The organism is Zoogloea sp. LCSB751, assembly GCF_002028455.1.
In the GTDB taxonomy this organism is placed as follows: domain Bacteria; phylum Pseudomonadota; class Gammaproteobacteria; order Burkholderiales; family Rhodocyclaceae; genus Zoogloea.
On record NZ_MWUM01000007.1, the window covers coordinates 196,287 to 222,163 of the forward strand.

27 protein-coding genes and 1 riboswitch are annotated in these 25,877 nt (G+C 68.4%); of the genes, 25 read left to right on the plus strand and 2 right to left on the minus strand.

The window, feature by feature from the left end; translation table 11 throughout:
• Positions 1 to 23: 23 nt before the first annotated feature.
• Entirely contained in the window at positions 24 to 1,838 is a 1,815-nt protein-coding gene (locus tag B4920_RS10605) for a TonB-dependent receptor (protein WP_079434638.1), read from the minus strand.
• A gap of 131 nt (positions 1,839 to 1,969) precedes the next feature.
• A riboswitch (cobalamin riboswitch) is annotated at positions 1,970 to 2,217 on the minus strand.
• Positions 2,218 to 2,319: 102 nt separating this feature from the next.
• Between B4920_RS10605 and cobU the strand changes: the two genes are divergently transcribed.
• The 12 genes from cobU (at position 2,320) to B4920_RS10665 (ending at position 11,405) form a co-directional block, all read left to right on the plus strand.
• Complete coding sequence (gene cobU / locus B4920_RS10610; RefSeq protein ID WP_079434639.1) at positions 2,320 to 2,868, plus strand: bifunctional adenosylcobinamide kinase/adenosylcobinamide-phosphate guanylyltransferase; 549 nt, start codon at positions 2,320 to 2,322, stop codon at positions 2,866 to 2,868.
• 106 nt (positions 2,869 to 2,974) lie between these two features.
• On the plus strand, positions 2,975 to 3,283 hold the full coding sequence (locus B4920_RS10615) for a protease inhibitor I42 family protein (protein ID WP_079434640.1): 309 nt from the start codon (positions 2,975 to 2,977) through the stop codon (positions 3,281 to 3,283).
• Between the two features lie 117 nt (positions 3,284 to 3,400).
• On the plus strand, positions 3,401 to 4,438 hold the full coding sequence (gene cobT / locus B4920_RS10620) for a nicotinate-nucleotide--dimethylbenzimidazole phosphoribosyltransferase (protein WP_079434721.1): 1,038 nt from the start codon (positions 3,401 to 3,403) through the stop codon (positions 4,436 to 4,438).
• Positions 4,439 to 4,472: 34 nt separating this feature from the next.
• Complete coding sequence (locus B4920_RS10625) at positions 4,473 to 5,243, plus strand: adenosylcobinamide-GDP ribazoletransferase (RefSeq protein WP_079434722.1); 771 nt, start codon at positions 4,473 to 4,475, stop codon at positions 5,241 to 5,243.
• Positions 5,228 to 5,779 (plus strand): alpha-ribazole phosphatase family protein, encoded by a 552-nt coding sequence (gene cobC, locus B4920_RS10630; RefSeq protein ID WP_079434641.1) that lies wholly within the window; start codon positions 5,228 to 5,230, stop codon positions 5,777 to 5,779. The genes B4920_RS10625 and cobC overlap by 16 nt, the downstream gene beginning before the upstream one ends.
• A 67-nt stretch (positions 5,780 to 5,846) precedes the next feature.
• The gene (locus tag B4920_RS10635) at positions 5,847 to 6,368 is read left to right on the plus strand and encodes a GNAT family N-acetyltransferase (protein WP_079434642.1); all 522 of its coding nucleotides are present in this window, start codon (positions 5,847 to 5,849) and stop codon (positions 6,366 to 6,368) included.
• A gap of 54 nt (positions 6,369 to 6,422) precedes the next feature.
• Positions 6,423 to 7,286: an alpha/beta fold hydrolase gene (locus B4920_RS10640; RefSeq protein ID WP_079434643.1), complete on the plus strand. Its 864-nt coding sequence runs from the start codon at positions 6,423 to 6,425 to the stop codon at positions 7,284 to 7,286.
• An 88-nt stretch (positions 7,287 to 7,374) separates the two neighbouring features.
• Positions 7,375 to 7,863 (plus strand): hypothetical protein, encoded by a 489-nt coding sequence (locus B4920_RS10645; RefSeq protein ID WP_139379487.1) that lies wholly within the window; start codon positions 7,375 to 7,377, stop codon positions 7,861 to 7,863.
• Positions 7,864 to 8,019: 156 nt separating this feature from the next.
• Positions 8,020 to 8,580, plus strand: coding sequence for a paraquat-inducible protein A (locus B4920_RS10650; RefSeq protein ID WP_216819828.1), 561 nt, complete (start codon positions 8,020 to 8,022; stop codon positions 8,578 to 8,580).
• Positions 8,577 to 9,221: a paraquat-inducible protein A gene (locus B4920_RS10655; RefSeq protein ID WP_079434646.1), complete on the plus strand. Its 645-nt coding sequence runs from the start codon at positions 8,577 to 8,579 to the stop codon at positions 9,219 to 9,221. Before B4920_RS10650 ends, B4920_RS10655 begins: the two co-directional genes overlap by 4 nt.
• Entirely contained in the window at positions 9,214 to 10,851 is a 1,638-nt protein-coding gene (locus B4920_RS10660) for an intermembrane transport protein PqiB (RefSeq protein ID WP_079434647.1), read from the plus strand. Before B4920_RS10655 ends, B4920_RS10660 begins: the two co-directional genes overlap by 8 nt.
• A complete protein-coding gene (locus B4920_RS10665) occupies positions 10,848 to 11,405 on the plus strand; it encodes a membrane integrity-associated transporter subunit PqiC (protein ID WP_079434648.1) in 558 nt (185 codons plus the stop codon). Before B4920_RS10660 ends, B4920_RS10665 begins: the two co-directional genes overlap by 4 nt.
• A 67-nt stretch (positions 11,406 to 11,472) precedes the next feature.
• Here B4920_RS10665 and B4920_RS10670 read toward each other — a convergent pair whose 3' ends face one another.
• Positions 11,473 to 12,117 (minus strand): ATP-dependent Clp protease proteolytic subunit, encoded by a 645-nt coding sequence (locus B4920_RS10670; RefSeq protein ID WP_254050904.1) that lies wholly within the window; start codon positions 12,115 to 12,117, stop codon positions 11,473 to 11,475.
• A 174-nt stretch (positions 12,118 to 12,291) separates the two neighbouring features.
• On the opposite strand from B4920_RS10670, the gene rfaE1 reads away from it, so the two are divergent.
• The 13 genes from rfaE1 to B4920_RS10730 all read left to right on the plus strand — a co-directional run bounded on the left by rfaE1 (position 12,292) and on the right by B4920_RS10730 (position 25,876).
• Positions 12,292 to 13,623 carry a D-glycero-beta-D-manno-heptose-7-phosphate kinase gene (rfaE1, locus tag B4920_RS10675; protein WP_079434649.1) on the plus strand — a complete coding sequence of 444 codons (1,332 nt, stop codon included), beginning with the start codon at positions 12,292 to 12,294 and terminating at the stop codon, positions 13,621 to 13,623.
• A 15-nt stretch (positions 13,624 to 13,638) separates the two neighbouring features.
• The gene (locus B4920_RS10680) at positions 13,639 to 14,295 is read left to right on the plus strand and encodes a tyrosine-protein phosphatase (RefSeq protein WP_254050905.1); all 657 of its coding nucleotides are present in this window, start codon (positions 13,639 to 13,641) and stop codon (positions 14,293 to 14,295) included.
• A 251-nt stretch (positions 14,296 to 14,546) separates the two neighbouring features.
• On the plus strand, positions 14,547 to 15,569 hold the full coding sequence (locus tag B4920_RS10685) for a glycosyltransferase family 9 protein (RefSeq protein ID WP_161493279.1): 1,023 nt from the start codon (positions 14,547 to 14,549) through the stop codon (positions 15,567 to 15,569).
• A 122-nt stretch (positions 15,570 to 15,691) separates the two neighbouring features.
• Complete coding sequence (msbA, locus tag B4920_RS10690; RefSeq protein WP_079434652.1) at positions 15,692 to 17,437, plus strand: lipid A export permease/ATP-binding protein MsbA; 1,746 nt, start codon at positions 15,692 to 15,694, stop codon at positions 17,435 to 17,437.
• 4 nt (positions 17,438 to 17,441) lie between these two features.
• Positions 17,442 to 18,473: a polysialyltransferase family glycosyltransferase gene (locus B4920_RS10695; RefSeq protein WP_079434653.1), complete on the plus strand. Its 1,032-nt coding sequence runs from the start codon at positions 17,442 to 17,444 to the stop codon at positions 18,471 to 18,473.
• Positions 18,470 to 19,711 carry an O-antigen ligase gene (locus B4920_RS10700; protein ID WP_079434654.1) on the plus strand — a complete coding sequence of 414 codons (1,242 nt, stop codon included), beginning with the start codon at positions 18,470 to 18,472 and terminating at the stop codon, positions 19,709 to 19,711. Before B4920_RS10695 ends, B4920_RS10700 begins: the two co-directional genes overlap by 4 nt.
• The gene (locus B4920_RS10705; RefSeq protein ID WP_079434655.1) at positions 19,708 to 20,436 is read left to right on the plus strand and encodes a glycosyltransferase family 25 protein; all 729 of its coding nucleotides are present in this window, start codon (positions 19,708 to 19,710) and stop codon (positions 20,434 to 20,436) included. The genes B4920_RS10700 and B4920_RS10705 overlap by 4 nt, the downstream gene beginning before the upstream one ends.
• Complete coding sequence (locus B4920_RS28410) at positions 20,433 to 21,113, plus strand: hypothetical protein (RefSeq protein WP_088179442.1); 681 nt, start codon at positions 20,433 to 20,435, stop codon at positions 21,111 to 21,113. The genes B4920_RS10705 and B4920_RS28410 overlap by 4 nt, the downstream gene beginning before the upstream one ends.
• Positions 21,114 to 21,191: 78 nt before the next feature.
• Entirely contained in the window at positions 21,192 to 21,944 is a 753-nt protein-coding gene (locus tag B4920_RS10710; RefSeq protein WP_079434656.1) for a polysaccharide deacetylase family protein, read from the plus strand.
• Positions 21,941 to 22,996 (plus strand): lipopolysaccharide heptosyltransferase II, encoded by a 1,056-nt coding sequence (gene waaF, locus B4920_RS10715; RefSeq protein ID WP_079434657.1) that lies wholly within the window; start codon positions 21,941 to 21,943, stop codon positions 22,994 to 22,996. Before B4920_RS10710 ends, waaF begins: the two co-directional genes overlap by 4 nt.
• The gene (locus B4920_RS10720; RefSeq protein ID WP_079434658.1) at positions 22,993 to 24,075 is read left to right on the plus strand and encodes a glycosyltransferase; all 1,083 of its coding nucleotides are present in this window, start codon (positions 22,993 to 22,995) and stop codon (positions 24,073 to 24,075) included. The genes waaF and B4920_RS10720 overlap by 4 nt, the downstream gene beginning before the upstream one ends.
• A complete protein-coding gene (locus B4920_RS10725; protein WP_079434659.1) occupies positions 24,072 to 25,139 on the plus strand; it encodes a glycosyltransferase in 1,068 nt (355 codons plus the stop codon). The genes B4920_RS10720 and B4920_RS10725 overlap by 4 nt, the downstream gene beginning before the upstream one ends.
• Entirely contained in the window at positions 25,136 to 25,876 is a 741-nt protein-coding gene (locus B4920_RS10730; RefSeq protein WP_079434660.1) for a polysaccharide deacetylase family protein, read from the plus strand. The genes B4920_RS10725 and B4920_RS10730 overlap by 4 nt, the downstream gene beginning before the upstream one ends.
• The last annotated feature ends 1 nt before the right edge of the window (position 25,877 follow it).

Below are 25,877 nucleotides of genomic sequence, written 5' to 3' on the forward strand. Positions count from 1 at the left end.
CCATGGTCCCTCCGTGCATGGGCTTATTGCGGGGTGTAGCGTACGCCGAAGAACACGTTGGCGCCGGCCGTCTTGAAGCCCAGGGCGGTCTCGTACTGCTTGTCGAGGATGTTGTTGGCACGTGCCTCGACACCCAGCTCCTTGCTCAGCGCGTACTTGGCGAAGGCATTCACCAGCCCGTAGCCGCCCATCGGCTTGGTTTCGCCGGTGCGGTCATAGCGGCCACCGGCACCCTGCCATTCGGCGCCTACGGTGAGGGCGGCGAAGCTGCGGCTGACCGCCAGGTTGCCGGTCTTGTTGGCACGGCGCTGCAGGCGCGTGCCGGTGTCCAGATCCTTCGGGTCGAGGAAGTCGATGTTGGCGACGATGTCGAAACCGGCGAGCTGGCCGCCATAGCCCAGGCTGATGCCTTCGAGGCGGGCGCTGCCGACGTTCTGCGGGATGAAGTTCTGATCGTTGACGATCATGTTGGTGACGCGGTTGCGGAAGTAGGTGGCGCTGACGTTATGCCCGTGCTGTTCCCACAGCAGGCCGACTTCCTTGTTGTAGGCGCTCTCCGGCTTCAGGTTGACGTTGCCGTAGCCGGGGTAGTACAGCTCGTTGAAGGTCGGCGCGCGGAAGGCGTTGCCGATGCTGCCCTGCACGCGCAGGGTCGGCAGGATCTGGTAGCCGTAGCCGGCGTAGCCGGTGGTCTTGCCGCCGAACTGGCTGTTGTCGTCGTGGCGGGCGTTGAGCTGGACCTTGTGGGCACCGAAGCCGGCAGTCCACCCGAGCAGAGCCGAGTTGATCGAGCGGCTGACGTCGAAGGTGTCCTGGTTGACGGCCTTCTGGTGCAGGTTTTCGTAGGCGGCGAGCAGGGTGCCGACCGGCAGGCGGATGTCGTTCTGCCACATGAACTGCTGCTGGGTGGTCTTGATCGACGCGCCGTTGGGGGCGTAGGACGCGAAATTCTTGGCGTCGTCGATGGACTGGCCGAAGCGCACGGTGCTGGTCCAGACGTCGCTGAGGCGGTTGCGGCTGTACAGGTTCCAGACGTTCTGAACGTCGTCGCTGAAGTTGTCGAAGCCGAGGCCCGAGTCGTAGTGGTTGCGGCCGGTGGCGTAGAGGATCGAGGCGCCCACTTCATGGCCGTCGGCGAGGCGATAGCTCAGCTTGGCCGACAGGTTGCTGTTGCGGTACGGATCCTTGTCCGGGTTGTAGTAGAAGGGCTGCTTGGTCTTGCTGTAGATGGCGCTGTAGCCGTCGTTCTCGGCATAGCCGCCGCGCACGGAGTAGGACAGCTTGTCGGTGCCGCCGGAGACGCCGACCGAGGTTTCGCGGGTGCCGTAGCTGCCGACGCCGACGAAGGCGTCCACCTTCGGCGCGCCCTCGCCCTTGCGGGTGAAGATCTGGATCACGCCGCCGATGGCGTCGGCGCCGTACAGCGCGGAGGCCGGGCCGCGGACGATCTCGATGCGTTCGATCTGCGACAGCGGGATGTCCTGCCACGTCGGGGAGCCGAGGGTGGCCGAGCCGAGGCGCATGCCGTCCACGATCAGCAGGGTCTGGCGCGGGCTGGCACCGCGGATGAAGACGTCGGTGGCCTTGCCGGGGCCGCCGCTGGAGGACATCTGGATGCCGGGCTGGCGGGCCAGCAGTTCGGGCAGCGAGAAGGTCGAGCCGGCGCGTTCGATCTGGGCACGCTCAATGACCGTCACGTCGGCCAGCGATTCGTCGGCACGCTGGGCCTGGCGGGTGGCGGTAACGACGACGGTGGATTGTTCGGCCGGGGCGGCAAGCGCGATGGCGGGGAAGGCGGAGGCGACCGCGAGGGCGGCGGTGGAAAGGCGGATGATCATCTGTCAGGTTCTCCCGGACCCGGTGGCGTCCCCGCCGACTCGGGTGGATTGCGTGTGGAAGCGCAGGGGAGGTACCGCAGAAGGCCAGACAGGATCACGGCCGCGTGCATCGCCACCACCCCGTGGCACTTCCGCTGTTGTGTGATCGAGGCCGGTATCCGGGCTCGCAAGCCGAGCCGGTGCGGCACAATGCCGACCGGACAGGACGCATCGCCTTCCCAGACCCGGTGGGTCCAGTGGCAGTGTGAGGCGTCTGATGCTTGCTTACCGTTGCGGGGGCAGCACAGGCATTGCGGCTTCCGGGGAAGCGCGCGCACCTGTTTCCCGTTTAACTCCTGGCCTGGACGGCCGCTGGAGCACCTGGAGCACGTGTATCGCCGGGCCGATTCGGCCTTGTGGCGACAACGGCTGCGATAATACCACCAAAATCAGTCACTTCCCGAACTGGGTTGACGTTAACGTCAATCTGTTGGAGCCATTTATGTCATCCGAATTCATCCTGGGCGGGGCCCGTTCCGGCAAGAGCCGCCACGCCGAGCAGATCGCCTCCTCCAGCGGCCTGGCCGTGCATGTGATCGCCACTGCCGAGGCGCTGGACGAGGAGATGCGCGTGCGTATCGCCCGCCACCAGGCCGACCGGCCGGTCGGCTGGAACGTCGTCGAAGCCCCGCGTGCGCTGGCGGCGGCCCTTGAGGCGACGGCTGCGCCAGACCGCTGCGTGGTCGTCGATTGCCTGACCCTGTGGCTGGCCAACCTGCTCGACGGGGCGGAGAACCTGCCGCCGGCCGCCGGTGCCGAGTTGCTGCCGGCCTTTGCCCGTGAGCGGGCGGCGCTGCTCGAACTGATTCCGCGGCTGCCGGGGCGGGTGATTTTCGTGGCCAACGAGGTGGGCCTCGGCCTGGTGCCGGAGAGCCTGCTGGGCCGCCTGTTCCGCGACGAAGCCGGGCGTCTCAATCAGGCGGTGGCAGCCCTCTGCGGGCGGGTGACCTTCGTCGCCGCCGGCCTGCCGCTGGTTCTCAAGGGCGCGTAGCAGGCCGGTAATAGGTCACAGCCCGGCGATGTCCCGGCGCATAGCGACCGCCGCGTGCTGCAGGGCACCATGGATTCCTTAAAAAAAGCAAAAGGGGATCCACACCATGAGCACTCAACGCCTTGCCAGCAACGTCGGGCAGATCTGCCGCATCGCGCTGCCGTCCTATCCCGGCAGTGGCGCCACCTGGTACGTGGACGGCGCCAACGGCGCGGTTCGCGTCAGGCTCGAGGAAACCCAGGCCGCCGCCGCGCCACGCCGGGCCAGCAGCCAGGTCTTCGCGGTGATTGGCGACGCGGCCGGCGATTACGAACTGCGTTTCGTGCTAAAGCGCGCGTGGGAGCGCGAGGTGCGCAACAGCCGCCGGATCGTCCTGCAGGTCCGCCCCACGGGCGAGCAAAACCGCGCCAATTAAGGCGTTCCGGCTGCCCGGCGGGTGTCGCGGGGCGGCCGTCCAGACACGGCGGCGCTTGAACAAATGGTTGCCGCGTCCTAGCATCCGCGGCCTCGATACCGTCCGCAGATGCGTTCCATGACCTACGCCATCGCCCGTCCCGACCAGGCTATTGCCCCCGCGCTGCAACAGCGCATCGACACCAAGACCAAGCCCCTCGGTGCCCTCGGCCGCCTCGAGCCACTGGCCCGCCAGATCGGCCTGATCCAGCAGAGCCTCAGCCCCGTACTGCGCAAGCCGCACATGCTGGTGTTTGCCGGCGACCACGGTGCGGCCAAGGCCGGCGTATCCGCCTATCCCCAGGACGTAACCTGGCAGATGGTCGAAAACTTCCTCGCCGGTGGCGCCGCTATCAACGTCTTCGCGCGCCAGATGGGTATGGGCCTGACGGTGGTGGATGCCGGCGTGGCCCACGACTTTGGCAGCCGCCCCGGCCTGATCGACGCCAAGATTGCGCCCGGCACCGCCAACTACCTGGAAGAGCCGGCGCTGACCGTCGCCCAGCGCGACGCCGCGCTGGCCCGTGGCCGCGAGCTGGCCCGCGGCCTGGCCGCCGACGGCTGCAACGTGATCGGCTTCGGCGAGATGGGCATCGGCAACACCGCCGCTGCGTCCCTGCTGACCCACTGCCTGACCGGCACCGAACTGGACGTGGTGATCGGCCGCGGCACCGGCCTCGACGACGCCGGCATGATCCGCAAGCGCGCGCTGCTGGCCCAGGCTGTGGCCCGCGGCGGGCGCCGCGGCGATCCGCTGGAAGCGCTGGCCGAGTACGGCGGCCTCGAGATCGCGATGATGGCCGGGGCGATGCTCGGCGCCGCCGAAGCCGGCATGCTGCTGCTGATCGACGGTTTCATCGTCACCAGTGCGCTGCTGGTGGCCTACGAGATCGCGCCGGAGATCATCGACTACTGCGTCTTCGCGCATCGCTCCGAGGAGCCCGGCCACGCCGTGCAGCTAGCCCATCTGGGCGCCGCGCCGCTGGTCCAGCTCGACCTGCGCCTTGGCGAAGGCACGGGCGCCGCGCTGGCCTTCCCGCTGGTGCAGGCCGCGGTCAATTTCCTCAACGAGATGGCCAGTTTCGAGTCCGCCGGCGTCAGCGGCAAGGACGCGTGACGCCCGCGCACCGCAACATCGCTGAACGGCCATGATCCGCGCCCAGCTCGAGCTGATCTTCATCGCCATCGCGTTCTTCAGCCGCCTGCCGGTGCCGGGCTGGGTGGATTTTGCGCCGGACAAGCTGGGGCGCGCGGCGCGCTACCTGCCGCTGGTCGGCTGGCTGATCGGCCTGATAGGCGCAGCGACCTACTGGTTGGCGGCGCAGCTGTTGCCGGTGGACCTGGCGGTGGTGCTGGCTATGGCGGCGACCATCCGCGCCACCGGCGCCTTCCACGAGGACGGCTGGGCCGACACCTGCGACGGCCTCGGCGGCGGCTGGACCAAGGAGCAGGCGCTGGCGATCATGAAGGATTCGCGGATCGGCAGCTACGGCGCCATCGGGCTGGTGCTGCTGCTGCTCGCCAAATACCTGGCCCTCGCCGACCTGGGTGCCGACGACGACTACCCGGTGCTCGCCGCGCTGCTGGTGGCCCATCCCTTGTCGCGCCTCGCTGCAGTCAGCGTGATGGCGGTGCTCGACTATGCACGCAGCGATGACAGCGCCAAGTCGGCGCCGGTAGCGCGCCGCCCGAGCGCTACCGAGCTGGGCATTGCGACCTTGGCGGGCGTTATACCCTTGTTGCTGCTGACGCCGCTGGAAGCGATGGCTGCTTTGCTCGTCACCGTCGTGGTGGCGATCGCTGCAGCACGGAAGTTCGCCCGCCGCCTCGGCGGTTATACCGGCGACTGCCTGGGCGCCACCCAGCAGCTCGCCGAAATCGCCATCTATATGGGGATGCTCGCTGCGTGGAGCTTTACCTGATCCGTCATCCCCGGCCCGCCGTGGCGTCGGGGATCTGCTACGGCCAGACCGACCTGGGGCTGGCCGAGTCCGCCGTCGACGTGGCGACGCGTCTGCGTCCGCTGTTGCCGGCCGAGTTTGCGCTGTACGCCAGCCCGCTGGCCCGCGCCCGCCTGCTGGCGGAAGCCCTCGGCACACCGCGGCTCGAACCGCGCCTGAAGGAGATCCACTTCGGCGAATGGGAAGGGCGCAGCTACGACGACATCGGCCGCGCCGCCCTCGACGCGTGGGCCGACGCACCGTTGGATTTCGCCCCGCCGGGCGGCGAGTCGCCGCGCCAGATGGCGGCCCGCGTCCACGACTTTCTCGCCGAGCTGCAGGCCGCGCCGCCGCCGGCTGCGGTGGTGGTCGCGCATGGCGGTCCGCTGCGCGCGCTGGCCGGCCACCTGCTCAAGCTGCCGGCGGAGCACTGGCTTGGCCTGGACTTCGCCTGTGGCGAAGTGACCCGCCTCGACCTCCACGATTGGGGCACGCTGCTGCGCTGGTTCAACCGCTGAAGCCGGCATCGGTCCAGCCGCGGATTGGGGCACAATCAGGGCTGTCTCTGCGCCCCGTTTCCCGCCGATGAATTTCATTGCTTGCACCCTCGCCGAGCATGGCGACGCGATCCTGGCCATCTTCAACGAGGCCATCGCCACCTCCACCGCCCTCTACGATTACCAGCCGCGCACCGGCGACAGCATGACGGCCTGGTTCGCCGCCAAGGCGGCCGGCCACTATCCGGTGATCGGCGCGGTGGACGAGGCAGGCACGTTGCTGGGCTTCGCCAGCTATGGTCCGTTCCGTGCCTTTCCAGCTTACAAATACACCGTCGAACATTCCATCTACGTGCACCGCGACCACCGCGGCAAGGGGCTTGGCCGGGCCTTGCTGGAACGCCTGCTGGAGGCGGCCAGGGCGCAGGACTATCATCTGCTGGTCGGCGTCATCGACATGGCCAACGCCGGCAGCATCGCGTTGCACGAGCAACTCGGTTTCGTGCATGGAGGCACGTTGAAGGAGGTCGGCTTCAAGTTCGGGCGCTGGCTCGACGTGGGCTTCTACCAGCGCGTGCTCGACACGCCCCATCGGCCCGTCGATGGCTGAGTATTTCACGCACGTCATATACACTCGCGACTCCACCGATTTTCCCGTCCGCCCATGGACCACTTTCTTGCCGATGACGGCGAAAAGCTCCACCTGAAGATTTCCGGCGAAGGTCCGCCACTGGTGCTGCTGCACGGCTGGACCTCCTCGCACCGGGACTGGAACCCCTTCGTCGAGGCCTTCGAGGCCCATTTCCGGGTGTACCGCTGGGACGCCCGCGGCCACGGCGGGCATGGGCTGCGGACCGACACCGTGCCGACCGTCGCCCGCATGGCCCGCGACCTGCAGAACCTGCTCGATCACTACCGGCTCGACCGGGTGGTGGCGGTCGGCCACTCGATGGGGGCGCTGACCCTGTGGCAATACCTCCGCGATTTCGGGGCGGACCGTCTGGCGCGGCTGGTCTTCATCGACCAGTCGCCGCGCCTCATCACCGATGACGACTGGAAGAGCGGCATCTACGGGGATTTCGATGCCGGACGCAACGCGGCCTTCATCGGCGCGCTGCAGCAGGACTTTGCCGAAGCGGTGCTGCGCCTGGCGGCCGACGGCCACAACGAGCGGGCGCGGATCAAGTACGCCGAAAACGGCAGCGGCATCCAGACCGCCCGCCAGCGCCTGCAGGCCCTCGAAGCCGAGCCGCTGATCGAGTGCTGGCGCAGCCTGACCGCCGCCGACTACCGGGACGTGTTGCAGGGCATTCCGGTGCCGGCGCTGCTGATCTACGGTGGATCGAGCAACTTCTACTCGACCGGTACCGCCCATTTCGTGCAGCAGCGCATTCCGGATGCGCTGCTGCACATTTACGAGGGTGTCGATCACGCGCCCCATCTGTGGGAGCGGGAACGTTTCGTGCGCGATGTGCTGGATTTTGTCGCCGGAAAGTTGCCGCCAGGGTCTGACACCGGCCGGCGTTAGACTATCGATTTGGGTCGTATCTTCATCCGCCTGCGCCTGGGGCGGAGGAGCAGAAGGGGCTGGAGGGCCCCGGAACAAGGGGAGCGGGATGGGCAGATGGGATGGAGTCAGTGTGCGGCGCGTGTTGCTGCACGCCGGGATCGTGGTGGTGGCAGCCTTGTGGGTTGCCGAGGAGGCGGGCTGGATCCGAGTGTCGGGATCCGGCGTTCCGGTGGAAGAGGATCTGCCACCCCCGGCGGCCGAAGCCCTGGGCCTGGTGGCCCAGGGCGTGATTGTCGGGAACGGCGCGACGCCCGGTGTGGTCATCCTTTCCGACAATGGACGGCCTCCGGAAATGGTTTCGGAAGGCCAGGCCTACCATGAAGACCTGCGCGTTGAACACGTGCTCGCGGATCGGGTGATCCTGCGGCAGCGGGACGACAACACGCCCATCGTGCTGGCGATAGTGCCGCCTGCCGCGTCGCCGCGGGCGGGGGGCGATGCCGCGGCCAACCCGGCCAACCCCGCCGGCACGGCCCCATCCACCCCCGCGGCAACGCCGCCGACTGAGGCGGCCGCTGCGGCGCCGGCTCGCTGACGCGCTTCCGTCGGCAGGGCGGGCGATCTTGCGGAGCGCCGGCGGTGCGCCGCACAATGGAACGTCATTGTCCGTGGCCTGCCCATGCCTGCCGCTCCACCAATCCCCCCCGAGTCACTGGTCGCCTGCCATGAATGCGACCTGTTGCAGCACGATGTGCCCATCGCGCCCGGCGAGACGGCCCGTTGTGTGCGCTGCGGCGCCGAACTGGCGCGCAACCCGCCGGACAGCCTCGATCGCACGCTGGCCTACACGCTGACCGCGGCAATCCTGTATGGGCTGGCCAACGCCTTTCCGCTGATCGGCCTGGAGCTGCAGGGGCGCTACGCCGAGGTGACGATGTTCGCCGCCGTGCGCAATCTGTGGCAGATCGGCATGCAGCCGGTGGCGGCGCTGGTCTTCGTCACGGCGCAGCTGTTTCCGCTGCTCGAGATGCTGATGATCCTGCTGGTTCTCGTGCCGTTGCGCCTCGGCCGCCGCTCGCCGCGCCTGACCGCCTTCTTCCGTCTGGTGCTGTCGGTACAGCCGTGGGGGATGACCGAAGTCTTCCTGCTCGGCATGCTGGTATCGCTGGTCAAGCTGGCCCACTCGGGCTCGGTGATCCTCGGCACGGCCTTCTGGGCCACTGCGGCATTGATCCTGGTCCTCACGCTGGCCGGGCGGGCTTTCGACCGTCGCCTGTTGTGGCGGATGGTCCGGCTGGAGGTGGAGGCATGAGGCCCCACCTCACCGCCCGCCAGGCCGGGCTGCTGAACTGCCATGTATGCGGCCAGCTGGCGCGGGCGCCGGCGGAGGCCGCCGGTCCGCCGCGCTGCCCGCGCTGTGCGGCACCGCTGCATCTGCGCAAGCCGGCAAGCATCACCACCACCTGGGCCCTGATCCTGGCCGCGGCGCTGCTCTATCTGCCGGCCAACCTGCTGCCGATCATGGTCACCACGTCGCTGGTCAATCACCAGGTGGACACCATCATGAGCGGGGTAATCTTCCTGTGGGTGGACGGCCAGTGGCCGCTGGCCGTGGTGGTGTTTTTCGCCAGCGTGGTGGTTCCGCTGCTGAAAATCCTGGCGCTGACTCATCTCACCGCCTCGGTGCAGCGCCGCTCCCGTCACCGGACGCTGCAGCGCGCCCGCCTGTATCGGCTGGTGGAGTTCGTCGGGCGCTGGTCGATGCTCGACATCTACGTGATCACGCTGCTGGTCGCGCTGGTACAGTTCCGGGGTTTGGCCACCGTCGAGGCCGGTCCGGCCGCGGTGGCCTTCGGTGCGGTGGTGGTACTGACGATGTTTGCCGCCCTGACCTTCGATCCACGCCTGATCTGGGACCCGCTCACCGATTCCGAAGCTTCCGACCATGACTGACCCGCAACCGCCTGCCCTGCCGACTGCCGTAGTCGATCGCCCGCGCCGTTTCCGTGTCCCCCTGGTGTGGATCATCCCGCTGGTGGCGGCGCTGATCGGCCTGTTCCTGGCGGTGCGCAGCTACTACGAGCAGGGGCCGGTGATCACCATCCAGTTCGATACCGGCACCGGCCTGGAGCCGGGCAAGACCCGCATCAAGTACCGCGACGTGGACGTCGGCCAGATCACTGCGGTGGCCCTTGCCGAGGATGGCGGTCACGTGCTTGCCACCGCCCAGCTGGCCCGCCAGGCGGCCCGCCTGCTGGTGGACGACACGCGCTTCTGGGTGGTCAGCGCGCGGGTCTCCGGCGGTTCCGTGTCGGGTCTCGACACCCTGCTGGCCGGTGCCCACGTGGGGATGGATGTGGGCAAGTCCGCCGAACCTCGGCGCAGTTTCGTCGCACTGCGGGAGGCGCCGGTGGTCAGTTTCGACGTGCCCGGCCGCAGCTTCAGCCTGGAGGCGGACAACCTCGGCTCGATCGGCGTCGGTACCCCCGTGTTCTACCGGCGCATCCAGGCCGGCCAGGTCACCGGCTACAAGCTCGACGAGCAGGGCAAGCACCTGGACATCCAGGTCTTCGTGCAGGCGCCCTACGACCGCTTCGTGACGGCCAATTCCCGCTTCTGGAACGCCAGCGGCGTGGATGTGAAGCTGAGTGCCGAAGGCGTACAGGTCAATACCGAGTCGGCCACGTCGATCCTCACTGGTGGGCTGGCCTTCCAGACACCGGATGGCGACGCCGACGAGCCGGTGCCGAAGGATCACGTGTTTCGCCTGTTCCGCAACCGGGACGAGGCGCTCAAGCAGCCCAACATCAACGCGCATACTTATCTGCTGCGCTTCCACGAATCGGTGCGAGGCCTGTCGGTGGGGGCAGCGGTGGATTTCCGTGGCATCCAGGTCGGTGAGGTGACGGCGATCCATCCGGCTTTCCATGCCCGCAGCGCCGACCTCGAGCTTCTGGTCGAAGTGGCGATCTTTCCCAACCGCCTGCAGGCGCGTACCGCTCAGGGCGGCGCGCCGTATGCGGGCAAGGACTACCGGGACAAGGATTTCCGGGCCTTCATCGACCGCCTGATCGCCAGCGGCATGCGCGCCCAACTGCGTAATGGCAACCTGGTCACCGGCCAGCTCTACGTGGCGCTGGACTTCTTCCCGGCTGCCGGCGCCGGTCGCGCCGACTGGGCCCAGAACCCGCCCCAGTTACCGACCCAGCGCGGCAGTCTGGAGGAGTTGCAGACCACCCTGCTGCGTGTGGTGGAGCGCATCGACAAGCTGCCGCTGGATGCCATCGGCAAGGACACCCAGAAGGCCATCGCCAGTCTCGGCCGCACCCTCGACGAGGTCGAAGCGTTGGTCAAGCGCCTCGACGGCCTGGCCAATGGCGATGTGCGCGATACGATCATCGAGGCCCGCGGCGCCATCGCCGACACCCGCAAGCTCTTGAGCAGCGATGCGCCGCTGCAGCAGGACCTGCGCGCCAGCCTGCAGGAGTTGTCGCGGGCCGCCCAGGCCCTGCGCCATCTGGCCGACAGCCTCGACCGTCATCCCGAGGCGCTGCTGCGCGGTAAACCCGAGGACAAGCCATGAAACCTCTGCTGGCCAGTCTGGCCCTCCTGCTGGCGGCCTGCGGTACCACGCCGCCGATCCAGTTCTTCGGCCTCGGCCCGCAGGCCGTGGCGGACGGCGCCCCTGCCGTAGCGGGACCGAGCCTGGTGGTCGGGCCGGTTGGTGTGCCGGCCGCCATCGACCGCCTGCACATGGTCCGCCTGGTGGACGGCGTGCGCGTCGACGTGGCCGACGGGCACCGCTGGGTCGCCCCACTGAAAACCGAGATCGCCCGCCGCATCGCTTCCGACGTTGCCCGTCTGCGCGGCTACGGGCGGGTCGTCGCGTGGCCGCAGGCGACGCTGGCCGAGCCGGACCTGAGCCTGCCGATCGACGTGCAGCGTTTAGAGGCTGAAGGTTTCGAGCGGGTCACGCTGGAGGCGGTGTGGACCCTGAGAAAGGGTGGCAAGGACCTGATCAGCCGGCGCTTCGTCGCCAGCGAGCCGGTGGTGGCGCCGACCCACGCGGCCCTGGCGGCGGCCCATGGGCGCCTGGTCGATGCGCTGGCCCGGGACATCGCCGCGGCGCTGCCCTGAAACCCGGCTGTCACCGGATCTTTCCGTTCATGCCATCGGCTGTCTGGACGGGCCTGCCCAACGGGGTTCAGGTCTCGGCCTGCTTGCGGGGCGTCTGGCGGGGCCGCGCCGGAGCGCGCTTGATGCGCCCGAGGCGGTGGCGGATTTCGTCGGAATCCATCCACAGATCGCTGCCCTGCAGGATGTGGTTGATGTCGGTGGCGCTCAGGAAGGGCGTGCACAGGCGGGTGGTGACCTTCTCGAACCAGTTGCCGAGGGCGTGCACTTCGGCCAGCTGTTCGCTGCCCTTGCCGGCGAAACTGCTCGAATAGGTGTGGAACATCAGCTGGCAGTTGTCGTGGACGATCAGCTCGTCGCCGGACAGGAAGATGAAGGCCGCCATCGAGTAGGCCCGCGCCTCCAGCACCGTGATGACGTGGGCTTCCGAGGCCAGCATGTTGTTGATGATCTGCAGGCCGGTGTTGAAGTCGCCGCCCGGCGAGTTGATGTGCAGGTAGATCAGGTCCGTCTCGGCGGCGGTGCGCAGGGTGTAGAACAGCTCGGTGTAGAACTGGGGCTCCTGGATCTCGCCGCACAGGTAGTAGGACACCTGGTGGATCGGGACTTGCCGCTCGTAGCGCACCAGCCCGCCGAAGGGTTCGAATTCCTCTTCCGGCGGCGGAGCGGCGTGGTTGCGGCCCGGTGTGGCGTGCAGCATGGTGTTGCCCTCCATGGATGAAGCTCACCGCTGCAGTATGCGATTGCGGCTGGCGGGCGACAACTGCCGTGGGCGTGTCGCGGCTGCCGGCGCCCGATATCGCCGGCAGCCGTCCGGCGTCCGGTCCTTGATGCGATAATTCCGGCTTTACGTCTTTCCGGTGTCCGCGTTGCGGATGCCTGCCCGTGTATGCATTTCTCCCTGCCGGATTTTTCTGCCTGTCGTGTGCTTGTCTGCGGCGACGTGATGCTCGACCGCTATTGGCATGGCGCCACTGCCCGCATTTCGCCGGAAGCGCCGGTGCCGGTGGTGCAGGTGCGCCATGACGAAGCGCGGGCTGGCGGGGCCGGCAACGTGGCCCTCAACGCGGCATCGCTGGGTGCGCAGGCGCGGGTCGTCGGCCTGATCGGCGACGACGAGGCCGGCCGCTTGCTGGAGTCCGGTCTGGTCGAGCGGGGGGTGGATTGTGCTTTCGAACGCCTGGCCGACGCGCCGACGATCACCAAGTTGCGTGTGATCTCGCGCCACCAGCAGCTGATCCGCCTCGATTTCGAGGAGCGTTTCGACGACCGCCAGGCTGCACTGGTCGGTGTCGCGCTGGCCGCGCAGCTCGAACAGGCCGACGTGCTGGTGCTGTCCGACTACGCCAAGGGCACCCTGTCCGACGTGGCGGCGCTGATCGCTGCGGCGCGGGCGCGGGGCATTCCGGTGGTGGTGGACCCCAAGGGCACCGACTTCTCGCGTTACCGCGGCGCCACCATCGTCAAGCCCAACCTGGCCGAATTCGAAGCGGTGGTCGGCCCCTGTCCGGACGAGGCCACGCTGATCGCCCGCGGCGAAGCCCTGCGCGACGAACTGGGCCTCGAAGCGCTGCTGGTGACCCGCGGCGAGCATGGGGTGACGCTGCTGCAGAAGGGCCAGCCGGCCCATCACCAGCCTACGCGGGCGCAGGAAGTGTTCGATGTGACCGGTGCCGGTGACACCGTGTCGGCGGTGCTGGGCTGTGGCATCGCCGCCGGCCTCGACCTGCGCGATGCCACTGCGCTGGCCAATCTGGCCGCCGGCGTGGTGGTCGGCAAGTTGGGCACGGCCACCGCCAGTATCGACGAACTCTACGAAGCGATGAACGCCCATGCGCCGCTGGCCCGTGGCGTGCTGGCAGCCGACAATGTGCTGGGCACCTGTCAGCGTGCCCAGGCCGCCGGCGAGCGGATCGCCGTGGTGCTGGGCCCGGTGGGCGTGCCGGGGGCGGAGATGCTGGCCCAGCTCGAAATCGCCGGCAAGGAAGCGGACCGTCTGCTGGTCATCGAGCCGGCCGCTGCGGCTGCCGGCGCAGCGGCGGTACTGGCCGCCCTGCGGCCGGTGGACTGGGTGGTGCGCGCCGACGATGCCACCCGCAACGACCTGCTGGTCGCGCTGCGGCCAGACCTGCTGTTCGGCCGCCAGGCGACCCTCGCCACGCTGGCCGACGAGACCCGCGCGGCGGCGGCCGACGCTCGCTCGCTGGCGCTGCCGGACTGAGGCCCGGTCATGGTGATGGACATTTCCTCGCGCTCGGGGCGCGTGCGCGCCTGGTTCGACATGCACCTGGTGGACCACGGGATGATCCGTGCCGTCTACAACAACTTCTACCACCTGGGTGGCGGCATGTACCGCTGCAGCCAGCCCAGCCCGGCCCAGCTCGCCAAGTACCAGCAGAAGTACGGCATCCGCAGCGTGGTGAACCTGCGCGGGCCCCATGGTTATGGCTCCTACGCGCTGGAGAAGGAAGCCTGCGACAAGCTCGGCCTGATGCTCCATGACGTCAAGCTGTACTCCCGCACCGCGCCGGAAGTGGAAGAGGTGCATGCGATGGACGAGCTCTTCAAGAGCATGGAATTTCCGGCGCTGCTGCACTGCAAGTCGGGGGCCGACCGGGCGGGGCTGGGTTCGGCGCTGTACCGCATCCTGCATCTGGGGCACCGGGTCGAGGACGCGCTGGCCGAACTCAACTGGCGCTATGGGCATTTCAAGGGCGCCAAGACCGGCATCCTGGATTTCTTCCTCGCCAGCTATGTGGCACGCAATGCGCGCGCTCCGATCGGTTTTCTGGAATGGGTGGATACCGAGTATAACCGCGAGGCCCTCGAGGCCAGTTTCCACGAGGAAGGCTGGTCCAGCCTCATCGTGGACAAGGTATTGCACCGGGAATAGACTCGCCGCCGCACCAGGGGATACAGAACATTTGATTACAGCTTGCTGGCCAATCCAGACGATTGCCCTACAGCGCTTTGCATCTACCCGTGGGATGCTGGTCAGGCTTCCGAAAGGGCCGGTGGGCGAAACTGCTGCCGGCATCGTCGTCTGGCCGGGGACCGGCAGGGACGGCATAACATCAACCTGCATCGCGATGGCCGGCCATGAACGCCGGTGCGCCGGTGCTGCAGCGGAAATCTCCTAAAGACATGGAATTACAGGTGCGTGGGGCGGATCCGAAAACCGCAGTGCTGATCCGTCACGTTGGCATTGGTGACCTGGTCTGGCATCTGCCCTATATCCGTGCAATTGCGGCGGCAAGCCGCAACGGCAAGGTGTCGGTGATCGCGGCGCCGTCCACCCGGGCGAAGGACATCCTGGCCGCCGAGGACTGCATCGACGATGTGATCCTTTACGACCGCAATCCGCGCCGCAGCGAGGGGCGCAAGGGGCGCCACAAGGGGTTCTCCGGTCTGCGGCGCTTTGCACGGGAACTCGAGGCCTATCAGTTCGAGCGGATCTTCCTGTTCTCCCGGCGCTACCACCACGCGATCCTCGCCTGGCTGGCCAAGATCCCGGTGCGCATCGGTTTCGGCACCAACCTGCGCCAGCGCCTGTTCCTCAATCAGCCGCCGTTCATTGCCAAGTACCAGGGGCCCGGCGTCGGTATCTACGAGGAGGCCACCGCGCTGGTGATCGCCCACGGCATCGCGCCGGCGGCCATCGTGCCGCGCATGAAAGTGCCCGCCGTCGAGCTCGCCTTCGGGCAGGACTTCATCGCGGCCCTGCCTCATCCGACTGTCTGCTTCGCCATCGGGACCTCCGAGAAACACAAGCACTGGGGCGACGAACGCTATGGTGCGCTGGCGGCGGAACTCATCGCGCAGGGTTACGGGGTGGTCCTGCTGGGTGGTCCGGCCGAGGACGAGAACGCCCGCCGCATCGTCGCGGGTGTGCCGGAGGTGGCGAGGGCCGCGATCCGCCCCTTTACCCGCGGGACCATCATGCAGACCGCCGGCATCCTGTGTGCGGCCGATGGTTGTATCGGCAACGACACCGGCGTGCTCAACATGGCGGCCGCCACCGGCAAGCCGGCCATCTGCCTGCTCGGCAAGCGGCCCCTGTTGCTGCACGATCCGGCGATCCGCTGCCTCAACCACGTGCCGCTGCACCAGCTTGACGTCGCGGAGGCCGTAACGGCAGTGACGTCTGGCATATCGCCGTGCCGCTGACTGTGGTGACATGCGTGACCGGCGAGGGCAGCACGCACATTTAATGACAAAAACGGATTTGACCCCGTGCTGCGTGATGCGCAAGCTTCGGCCCATGCGCTGGGTTTTGGGCCATTAGACGAATGAAAGACTCCATCCAGCTATACCGCCGCCTGCTCGGTTCGATCCGGCCCTATTCGCGGGTGGTCGCCCTGTCCATCCTGGCGATGATCGCCGCGGCCTCCCTGGAGCCCGTTTTGCCGGGTTTGCTCAAGCCGCTGGTAGACGAAAGCCTGATCAAGAAAAGCCATGTCGCCCAGTGGCAGGTGCCGCTGTTCCTGATGCTGGCCTTCCTGGGCAAGGGCGTGGCCGAGTACGTGGCCAGCGTGTCCAGCCAGTGGATCGCCAACCAGGCCATCACCGACCTGCGCCAGCAGGTCTTCCGCCACCAGATGCACCTGCCGATTCCCGTGCACCAGGCGGAGACCGGCGGACGCATGCTGTCGCGCATCCTCTACGACATCCCGCAGGTCGGTGCCGCCCTGTCCAACGCGTGGATCATCATCGTCCGCGATACGCTGATCATCATCGGCCTGACCGGCTACCTGATCTACACCGCCTGGGAGCTGACCCTGGTGATCGTCGCCATCGCGCCGATCGTCGCCTGGCTGATCCGCGTTGCCAGCCGCAAGCTGCGCGGCTCCAACCAGGAGATGCAGGAAACCACCGGGCGCCTGACCGGCATGGTCGAGGAAACCCTCGGCGGGGTGCGCGAGATCAAGCTGTTCGGCACCCACGAGCACGAGGACCGGCGTTTCGCCGAGGTGTCCGAAAAACTGCGCAAGCAGACCATGCGCACGGTGCGGGTGTCGTCTGCCAACGTGCCACTGGTGCAGGTGCTGGCGGCGGCGGCGGTGGCCACGGTGATCTGGACCGCGTCGTCCCTGTCGGCCCAGGACAAGCTCAGCCCCGGCGAATTCGTGGCCTTCGTCACCGCCATGTCGATGCTCTTCGAGCCGATCCGCCGTCTGACCAACATCAACGCGACGATCCAGCGCGGCCTGGCCGGCGCCCAGAGCATCTTCGAGCTGCTCGATACGCCGCCGGAAGTGGATAGCGCCAGCGGCACACTGCCGCGGGCCACCGGTGAGCTGCGCTTCGACGATGTGAGCTTCTCCTATCCCGGCCAGTCCGAGCCGGCGCTGCAGCACTTCAGCCTGGACGTGCATCCGGGCCAGACGGTGGCCCTGGTCGGCGCCTCGGGCAGCGGCAAGACCACGCTGATCAACCTGATCGCCCGTTTCTACGAGCCCGGTTCCGGCCGCGTGCTGCTCGATGGCACGCCCCTCGACAGCCTGCCGCTGGCCCACCTGCGCGCCCAGCTCGGCTGGGTCGGCCAGCAGGTCGTGCTGTTCGACGACAGCATCGCCGCCAACATCGCCTATGGCCGCCCCGACGTGCCGGAGGCCGCCATCGTCGCGGCGGCCCGGGCGGCCCACGCGATGGAGTTCATCGACAAGCTGCCGGACGGCCTCGCGACGCGGGTCGGCGCCAACGGCAGCCAGCTCTCCGGCGGCCAGCGGCAGCGCATCGCGATTGCCCGCGCCTTCCTGCGCGACGCGCCGATTCTGCTGCTCGACGAAGCCACCTCGGCTCTCGACAACGAATCGGAGCGGGCGGTGAAGGATGCGCTGGTCGAACTGCGCCGCAACCGCACGGTGATCGTCATCGCCCACCGCCTGTCCACCATCCGCGACGCCGATCGCATCGTGGTGATGGAGCGCGGGCGCATCGTCGAGGCTGGTACGCATGACGAACTGGTGGCCCGCGGCGAGGCCTACGCCCGCCTGCTGGCCAGTGGCGAACAGGTGACGGCGGACGCGGCCTGACACCATGACGAACCGGGTTGCCCTCTACTTCGTCGCTTCGCCGCTGCAATACCTGGCGGCGCGGCGCATCGCCGAGACTCACGAGGCCGGGGCGCGCCAGGTACTGGTCTGGTACAAGCCGGGGATGACCCCGGTGGTGCGGCCCGACGATTGGGACGCATCGAGCTACATGCCGTGGCCGCGCCGCGAACCGCTGCCCGGCCTGTTCGGCCGCCTGCGCCGCCTGCGCGCCAACATCCGGCTGGTGGCCGGGCTGGTCGGCCGCTGCGACAGCCTGCACATCCACAGCGCGGTGTTCGATACCGAGGCGATCAACTACTTCCTGCGCGCGCTGCCCAGGCTGTGCGGCTGTGCCGACATGAAGGCGCGCATCCTGCCGGACGGCATCATCAGCATCCGCCGCTATCCGCTCACCGGCCTGCGCCGCCTGTCCCAGCATGTCCGCAAGCTGCGCCGCCTGGTGGCGCCGGAGCTGGATTACCGGTGCTTCAAAGGGGACCGCATCGGTTCCGATGCCGATTTCTGTGACCGCATCTACGTGTTGCCGGGCCTGCCCCACGAGTATTCCCCGGCCAAGACGGTCGTGCTTCCGCCTCTCGTCACGCCGGCTGCCGATGCCGCGCAGACGCAGGAAGGGCCGCGCCGGGCGCTGGTGATCGGCCAGCCGCTGGTCGGGGCCGGCCTGATGAAGCCCGCCGACCGGGATGCGGTGAGCGCCGAGATCCATACCTGGCTCGCTCTCGAAGGTATCCGCCAGGTCTTCTACAAGGGCCATCCGAAGGACCCGGCGCTGGAGCTCAACCATCCGGACTATGCCGTGGTGACCCTCGACGAGCCCCTCGAAATGCACCTGGCCCGCAACGCCTACGATGCGGTGCTGGGGGTGCGCTCCACGGCGCTGCTGTTCGCCCGCCAGACCAGCCCGGCGACAACCCGGGTGATCGCTTTCGGCTGGGATCGGGTGCGCTTCAAGTCGGAGGCCGAACGGCGCGACATGCAGTCGGCTTTTGCCATCTGTGGAGTCGAGCTGCGATGACGGCGGCGCCGCTCGGCGCGTTCCGGGCCCGCATTCCGCGTATCAACGCGGCCCTGTTCACCGCGGCCTTCTTCTTCCTGCCCGGCCATGTAGCGCCGGTATATACCCTGAGCGCGGTGATGCTGCTGCTGTCCGTGCTGGAAGGGCGTTTCCGCGAGAAATGGGCCCTGCTGCGCGGCGACAGCCTGTTCTGGATCTTCCAGGCCTTCTTCTGGCTGTTTCCGCTGGCCCTGCTGTGGACCGAGGACATGGCCGAGGGACGGCGGATGGTCGGGCGCTACACCTTCTTCCTGTTGTCGCCGCTGTACCTGACGATTGCCCGCCGGGAACTGCTGCCGCGCTGCATCGCCGCCTTTCTGGCCGGCTGCCTGCTGGCCGAGGGCCTGGCCTACTACAACTGGCTGCAGATGCACCTCTTTCCGGACTGGCCGGCCGGGCTGCGGGTGGCCAAGGATCCGGAAGACACGGCACCCTTCGTCGACCACATCCTGTATGCGCCGATCCTGGCCTGGGCGGCCTATCTGGCCGCGCGGGCCAGCCTGTCCGGGCCGCCCGCGCGGCGCCTGGGGTACGCGCTGCTGACGGCGCTGACCGCCGGCAATCTGCTGTTTTCCGGCGGCCGGGCGGGGCAGTTGGTCTTCCTGGTGCTGCTGGCGGTACTGGTCTGCCAGCGTTTCGCCCGTCGTCCGCTGCTGGCGGGTCTGGTGTCGGCCACGCTGGTGTCGGCGCTGCTGGGTGGGGCCTATATCGGCAACGACTATTTCCGCAGCCGGGTGGACATGGCCGTCCATGAGATCACCCATTACGAAGAGTCGGTGAATACCTCGGCCGGCCTGCGCCTGACCTTCCTGATGAATTCGGCGCGTCTGTTCGCCGAGCATCCGCTGGCCGGCGTCGGTAGCGGCGACTACACGCGGGAATACGCCGTGCTCCACGCGCGCCATTCGCCTGGCTGGCTGACCACCGACAATCCCCACAACCAGTACCTCTTCGTGCTCAGTACCACCGGCCTGCTCGGCGGCGCCATCCTCCTCGCGGTGTATTTCCCCCCGCTGCTGTGGCGCGGCCGGCGCGACGAGGTGGCGCCGCTGCGCACCGCGCTGGTGGTCTTCATCTGTACCAGCAGCCTGTTCGAGGACTACCTGTGGCGCTCCAACACCTCGCTGCTGTTCGTGCTCTTCGCGGTGCTGCTGCTTGGCGCGCGGAGCCGGGATGCGCAGTCGCCGGCGCTGCGATGAAGATCTTCGTCCTCAATCTCGAGCGGGCCGCCGACCGCCGCGCGCTGATGCAGCGGCGCCTGGCGGCGCTGGCGCTGGATGCCGAGTTCCTGCCGGCGGTCGAGGGTAGCCGCGTCGATCGGCGCAGTCTGCCGGCCGGCAGCGAGCCGCGCCTGACGCCCGGCGAACTGGGCTGCTACCTGTCTCACCAGCGTTGCTGGGAGATCGTCGTCGAGCGGGGGCTGGCCCACGCGGTGGTGCTCGAGGACGACGTGGTGCTGAGCCCCGAGCTGCCGCGGGTGATTGCCGGGATCGCCGGTCTCGACCTGCCCTACGATCTGGTCCGCCTGTCCTCCCTCGGCCCGGTGCGCGGCATCCCGGTGGCTCGCTTGGCAGACGGCCGGCTGTTGATCCTGCCCAACAAGAACCCCAGCGGCGCCCAGGGCTATCTCGTCAGCCAGGCCGGTGCCCGCCGCCTGCTGGAGCACCTGGCGGTGCCGAAGCGGCCGGTGGACGACGAGTTCGATCTCTACTGGAAGCACGGTCTGTGCGTCCCGGTGGTATTTCCGTGCGTGGTCGAGGAAGATGGCGGCCTCGCCAGCACCATCGGCGCACGCATGGACGGCCAGCGCCGCAAGACCGTGGGCCGCCATCTGGTGCGGGTGATCGAGGCGAAGCGCCGCAAGCTCGCCGTTTTCCTGCTGGCCCGCCGGCTCCGCCAGGCCGCCGCCGACCGACGACGATGACGACAACCGTTTCCGAAGAAATCCTGCAGGACCGCCCGGATGTGCCCTTCCTGGTGTGCGCCTTCTATACCGATACCTACGCGGCCGAGGCGGCCCAGCTGCGCGCGTCGCTGGAGCAGACCGGCACGCCGTATTTCCTGAAGCGCTACCCGAGCCGCGGCTACTGGGAGGCCAACACGCGCATCAAGCCGGAGTTCCTGCGCGACTGCCTGCAGCGTTTCGAGGGGCGCGCCGTGGTCTATCTGGACGCCGACTCGGTGGTGCGTTCGCCGCTGCGCCTGTTCTTCGATTTCGACGCCGACCTGGGCGTCTTCGTGGCGCCCGGCGACGGCAGTTTCTCGCACCGCTACCTGACCGGCACGCTCTACCTGCGCAATGGGCCGCCGGCGCGGGCCTTCGTGGACGACTGGATCGCCGCCCAGGGCGGCATGCTGCTCGGCGTGGACCAGGACAGCTTCACCGCTGCCATCGAGTGCCACCCGGAACTACGCATCGGGCCGCTGCCGGAAAGCTATGTGAAGATCTTCGACCGCGGTACGGAAGCGCCGGTGGTCGAGCATTTCCAGGCCAGCCGGCGGCACGTCAAGCTGCAGCGCGCCATAAAAAAGACCCGCAACGCGGCCATCGGCGTGGCCGTGCTCGCTGCGCTGGCCTGGCTGGCCAGCCGCTGGTTCTAGCTGCACCGCAACAGGCGGCTACGCCAAGGGGCGATCCTCTGGCATCATGCGATCCCGCACGCGTCATTTGCCGAGCCGATGAGCCGTATCCACATCCTGATGTATCACCGGGTGGGGCATTTTCCGCAGCGCATGCCCAGTCATCGCGCGCAGATCTGCCACCTGCCGCGCTTCAAGGCGCAGATGGCCATGCTGCGTTACTGCGGCTACTCGGTGGTGAGCCTGGACGATGCGGCGGTGGCCCTGCGCGGCGGGAAAACCCTGCCGCCCAGGCCGGTGGTGCTGACCTTCGACGACGCCTACGTGGACTTCCTCGAACAGGCCGCCCCCGTGCTGCAGGCCCATGGCTATCCGGCGACGGTCTACGCGGTGGCCGGGCTGCTTGGCAAGACTTCCGAGTGGGTCACGCCGGAAGGCCTCGTTCCCGCCCCGCTGATGAGCGCCGCCCAGCTGCGCGAGGTTCACGCGATGGGCTTCACGGTGGGTTCCCACACGGTCAGCCATCCGCGTCTGGCCCAGGCGGACACGCCGCGCATCGTTGAGGAACTGACCGCCAGCAAGCGCATGCTCGAAGACGTGCTCGGCGCGCCGGTGAATCACTTCTGCTATCCCTACGGCAGCCACGACATGCGCGCGGTGGAAGCCGCTGCCGCTGCCGGCTACGCCACCGGCACGACCTGCCAGCGTGCCGTCGCCACGCCGGCCGACGACCTGTTGACGCTGCCGCGCAAGGCCGTCTCCCAAGGCAATACCGCCTTCGGCGTGTTGTGGAAGCTGCTCACCAAGAACACCGCCAGGCAGGCCGCGCTCCGCCGGCCCGTGCATGCATGAAACGCATCCTCATCGTCCGTAGCTCCGCCATCGGCGACGTGGTCTTTGCCTCCGCGCTGCCGGCGGCGATCCGCCGCACCCATCCGGACGCCCATATCGCCTGGCTGGTCGAGCCGGGCATCCACGAACTGCTGCTCAGCGACCCGAATATCGACGAGGTCATCACCTGGTCGAAGGGCGAGTGGGTCAAGTTGTGGAAGGAAGGCCGCCGGCTCGAACTGTGGCGGCGCGTGCGCCAGTTGCGCCGCGAGCTGCACGCGCGCCGCTTCGACACCGCGCTGGACCTGCAGGGCCTGCTGAAGAGCGGCTTCATCACCTGGCTGTCGGGCGCGCCGCGCCGCGTCGGCCTCGGCTCCAAGGAAGGCAGCCAGCTGCTGATGAGCGAGGTGATCCCGCGCGGTGGCGAAAAGGCGCGCATCGGTTCCGAATACCAGTTCCTGGCCCAGCAGCTGGGCCTCGATGCCGGTGCCTTCCTGCCGACGCTGACCGTCGATCCGGCTGCCGAAGCCAGTGTGCTCGGCAAGCTCGCCGAACAGGGCCTGGCGCCCGGCCGCTACGCGGTGTTCGCGCCGTTCACGACGCGCCCGCAGAAGCACTGGTTCGAGGACGCCTGGCAGGCGCTGGCGCCGCAGCTGATCGCCGCCACCGGGCTGACCCCGGTGATTCTCGGCGGTCCGGCGGATGCCGAGGCGGCGGCGCGCATCGCCGCGGCCGACCCGCACATCGTCAACCTGGCTGGCCGCACCCGCCTGCCGGAGGCGGTGGCCGCCATCGCCCACGCGGCGCTGCTGGTCGGCGTGGATACCGGCCTGACCCACATGGGCACCGCGCTGGCCCGCCCGACAGTGGCCATCTTCGGCTCCACCTGCCCCTATCTGAACACTGGCCGCCCTACCGGCAGCGTCATCTGGCTCGGCCTCGACTGCTCGCCATGCCGGCGCCGGCCGACCTGTGGCGGCAAATTCACCTGTCTGCGCGACATCACGCCGGCCATGGTCCTCGACCGGGCCCAGGCCATGCTGGCCGCCCAGACCCAAGAAACAAGACCATGAAGATTCTGCATGTGGAAGCGGGCAAGCACCTTTACGGGGGTGCCCGCCAGGTCCAGTACATCACCGAGGGCCTCGCCACCCGCGGCGTCGAGACCCTGCTGGCCTGTCCGGCCGGCAGCGACATCGCCCATCGCCAGCCGGCCGGTACCCGTCTGCTGGAGATGCGGATGGGGGGCGACGGCGATGCCGGCTTGACCTTCCGCCTGGCGCGGGTCATTTGCGCCGAGAAGCCAGATCTTGTCCATCTGCATAGCCGCCGTGGTGCCGATACCTGGGGAGCCCTGGCGGCCCGGATGGCCGGCGTGCCCTGCGTGCTGTCACGCCGCGTGGATAACCCTGAGTCCCGGCTGGCGGTGGCCCTCAAGTACCGCCTCTACGATCACGTGATCACCATCTCGGAAGGCATCCGCGAGGTGCTGCTGTCCGAAGGTCTGGCGCCGGAAAAGGTCAGCTGCGTGCGCAGCGCGGTGGATCCGGCGCCTTTTTTGGTACCGGTCGATCCCGAAGCTTTCCGCGCCGAGTTCCGCCTGCCGCAGGACGCGCTGGTGATCGGCGTGGTGGCCCAGATGATCCCGCGCAAGGGCCATCGCTACCTGTTCGCCGCGCTGCCCGAGCTGGTCGAGCACTATCCCGAACTGCAGGTGCTGGTTTTCGGCCAGGGGCCGCTGGAGGCCGAGCTGCGTGCCGATGTGGCGGCCCGCGGCCTCGGCGGCACGGTGCATTTCGCCGGCTTCCGCCACGACCTGGCCCACTGGATCGGCGGCCTCGATCTGCTGGTCCACCCGGCCGAGATGGAAGGCCTCGGCGTGTCCCTGCTGCAGGCCGCTGCCGCTGGCGTGCCCGTCATCACCAGCCGCGCCGGCGGCTTACCGGAAGCGGTGCAGGACGGGGTGACCGGCATCCTGTGTCCGCCGGGCGATGTGCCGGCGCTTGCCGCCGCCATTGAACGCCTGGTTGCCGACCCGGTCTTGCGCACCCAGTACGGCGAAGCCGGGCGGGCGCGCATTCTGGCCGAGTTCTCCATCGACGGTATGGTCGAAGGCAACCTGGCCATTTATCGCAAGGTGCTCGGCCAGTGAAGATCGTCACTGTCCTGCGTAGCCTCAAGAGCGGCGGCGCCGAGCGCCACGCTCTGCAGCTCATGCGCGGCCTGCGCGAGCGCGGCCACGAGGCCTTCTACGCCGGCCCGATGGCCGGCTGGCTTGGCCAGCAATTGCGCGCCGACGGCTTCGACGGCATCGACCTGCCGCTGGTTGGCATCTACGACCTGCCGTCCACCGTGCGTCTGGCGCTGTACGCCCGCCGCATCGGCGCCGACCTGATTCACGGCCACCTGACACGCGGGGCCTGGTACGCCGGCCTGGCGGCCAAACTGGCGCGCCTGCCCAATGTGGCGACTGCCCATTCGGACAACGCCGGCAAGCACTTCGGACGGGCCGACCGCATCATCGCGGTGTCCCAGGCGGTGGCTGATTTTCTGGAGCGCAGCGGCTACGATCCGGCGCGCATCCGCATGGTCCACCACGGCATCGCCGACCTGGCGGCAGCATTGCCGGCCGATGTGCGCGCGGCGACGCGGCGCGAACTCGGCGTGGCCGACGACGAGCCCTGCCTGCTGATGGCGGCGCGCATCGTTTCCGCCAAAGGCCACGACACTGCGCTGGCGGCCCTGGCTCGCCTCCGCGAACGGCGCTGGACGCTGCTGCTGGCCGGCGACCACCACGGCGACCTTGGCCCGCAGGTGCAGGCCCAGGCACGGGAACTCGGCCTGGAGGGGCGGATCCGTTTTCTTGGCCATCGCGAAGACGTGCCGGCCCTGCTGGCCGCGTCCGACCTGCTGCTGGCGCCGTCGCGCCGGGAAGCCCTGTCGCTGACGCTGCTGGAAGCTTCCGCCTGCAGCCTGCCGATCGTCGCCAGCTACGTGGGCGGCATCGGCGAAGTGGTGGAGGAGGGCGGCAGCGGCCACCTGGTGCCGCCCGATGATCCCGTCGCGCTGGCCGCCGCCATCGACGACCTGCTCGGCGATCCGGCCCGGCGCGCCGCTTTCGGCGCCCGCGCGCGGCAGATCTTCGAGGGTGGCTTTACGGAGGACGCAATGTTCGAGCGCACGATTGCGGTCTATCGCGAGGCCTGCGGACGATGATGCGGGTGCAGATCCTGATGTACCACCGGGTCGGCGACTTCCCCGGCCGGGTCAAGGCCCATGGCGCGCTGTACTGCCACCTGCCGCGCTTCCGGGCGCAGATGAGGCTGTTCAAGCTGCTGGGCTATTCGGTGATCGGTCTCGACGACGCGGTGGCCGGCCTGCGCGGTGAGCAGCCGCTGCCGTCGCGACCGCTGGTGCTGACCTTCGACGACGCCTACGTGGACTTTCTGACCCACGCCGCGCCGGTGCTCAAGGAGCACGGCTACCCGGCGACGGTGTATGCGGTGAGCGGGCTGATCGGCCAGACCTCCAGCTGGGATGCCGGCAAGGGGTCGGAACCGGCGCCGCTGATGAACGCCGCCCAGTTGCGCGAGGTGCAGGATCTCGGCTTCACCATCGGTTCCCATTCCCGCAGCCACCTGCGCCTTGCCGAGCAGGGTACGGAGCGCATCGTCGATGAAATGAATTCCAGCAAGGCCGTGCTGGAAGACCTCCTCGGCCGGCGCGTGGACCATTTCTGCTACCCCTACGGCAGCCACGACCTGCGCTGCGTCGAGGCCGCCGCTGCCGCCGGTTATTTCAGCGGCACCACCTGCGAGCGGGCTGCGGCAACGCCGGAGGACGATCTGCTGAGCCTGCCGCGCAAGGCCGTGTCGCGCGGCGACGACGTCTTCGGCGTGGCCTGGAAGCTGCTCGCCAAGAACACCCCAAAACACCCGCCGATCCGCCGCTGAA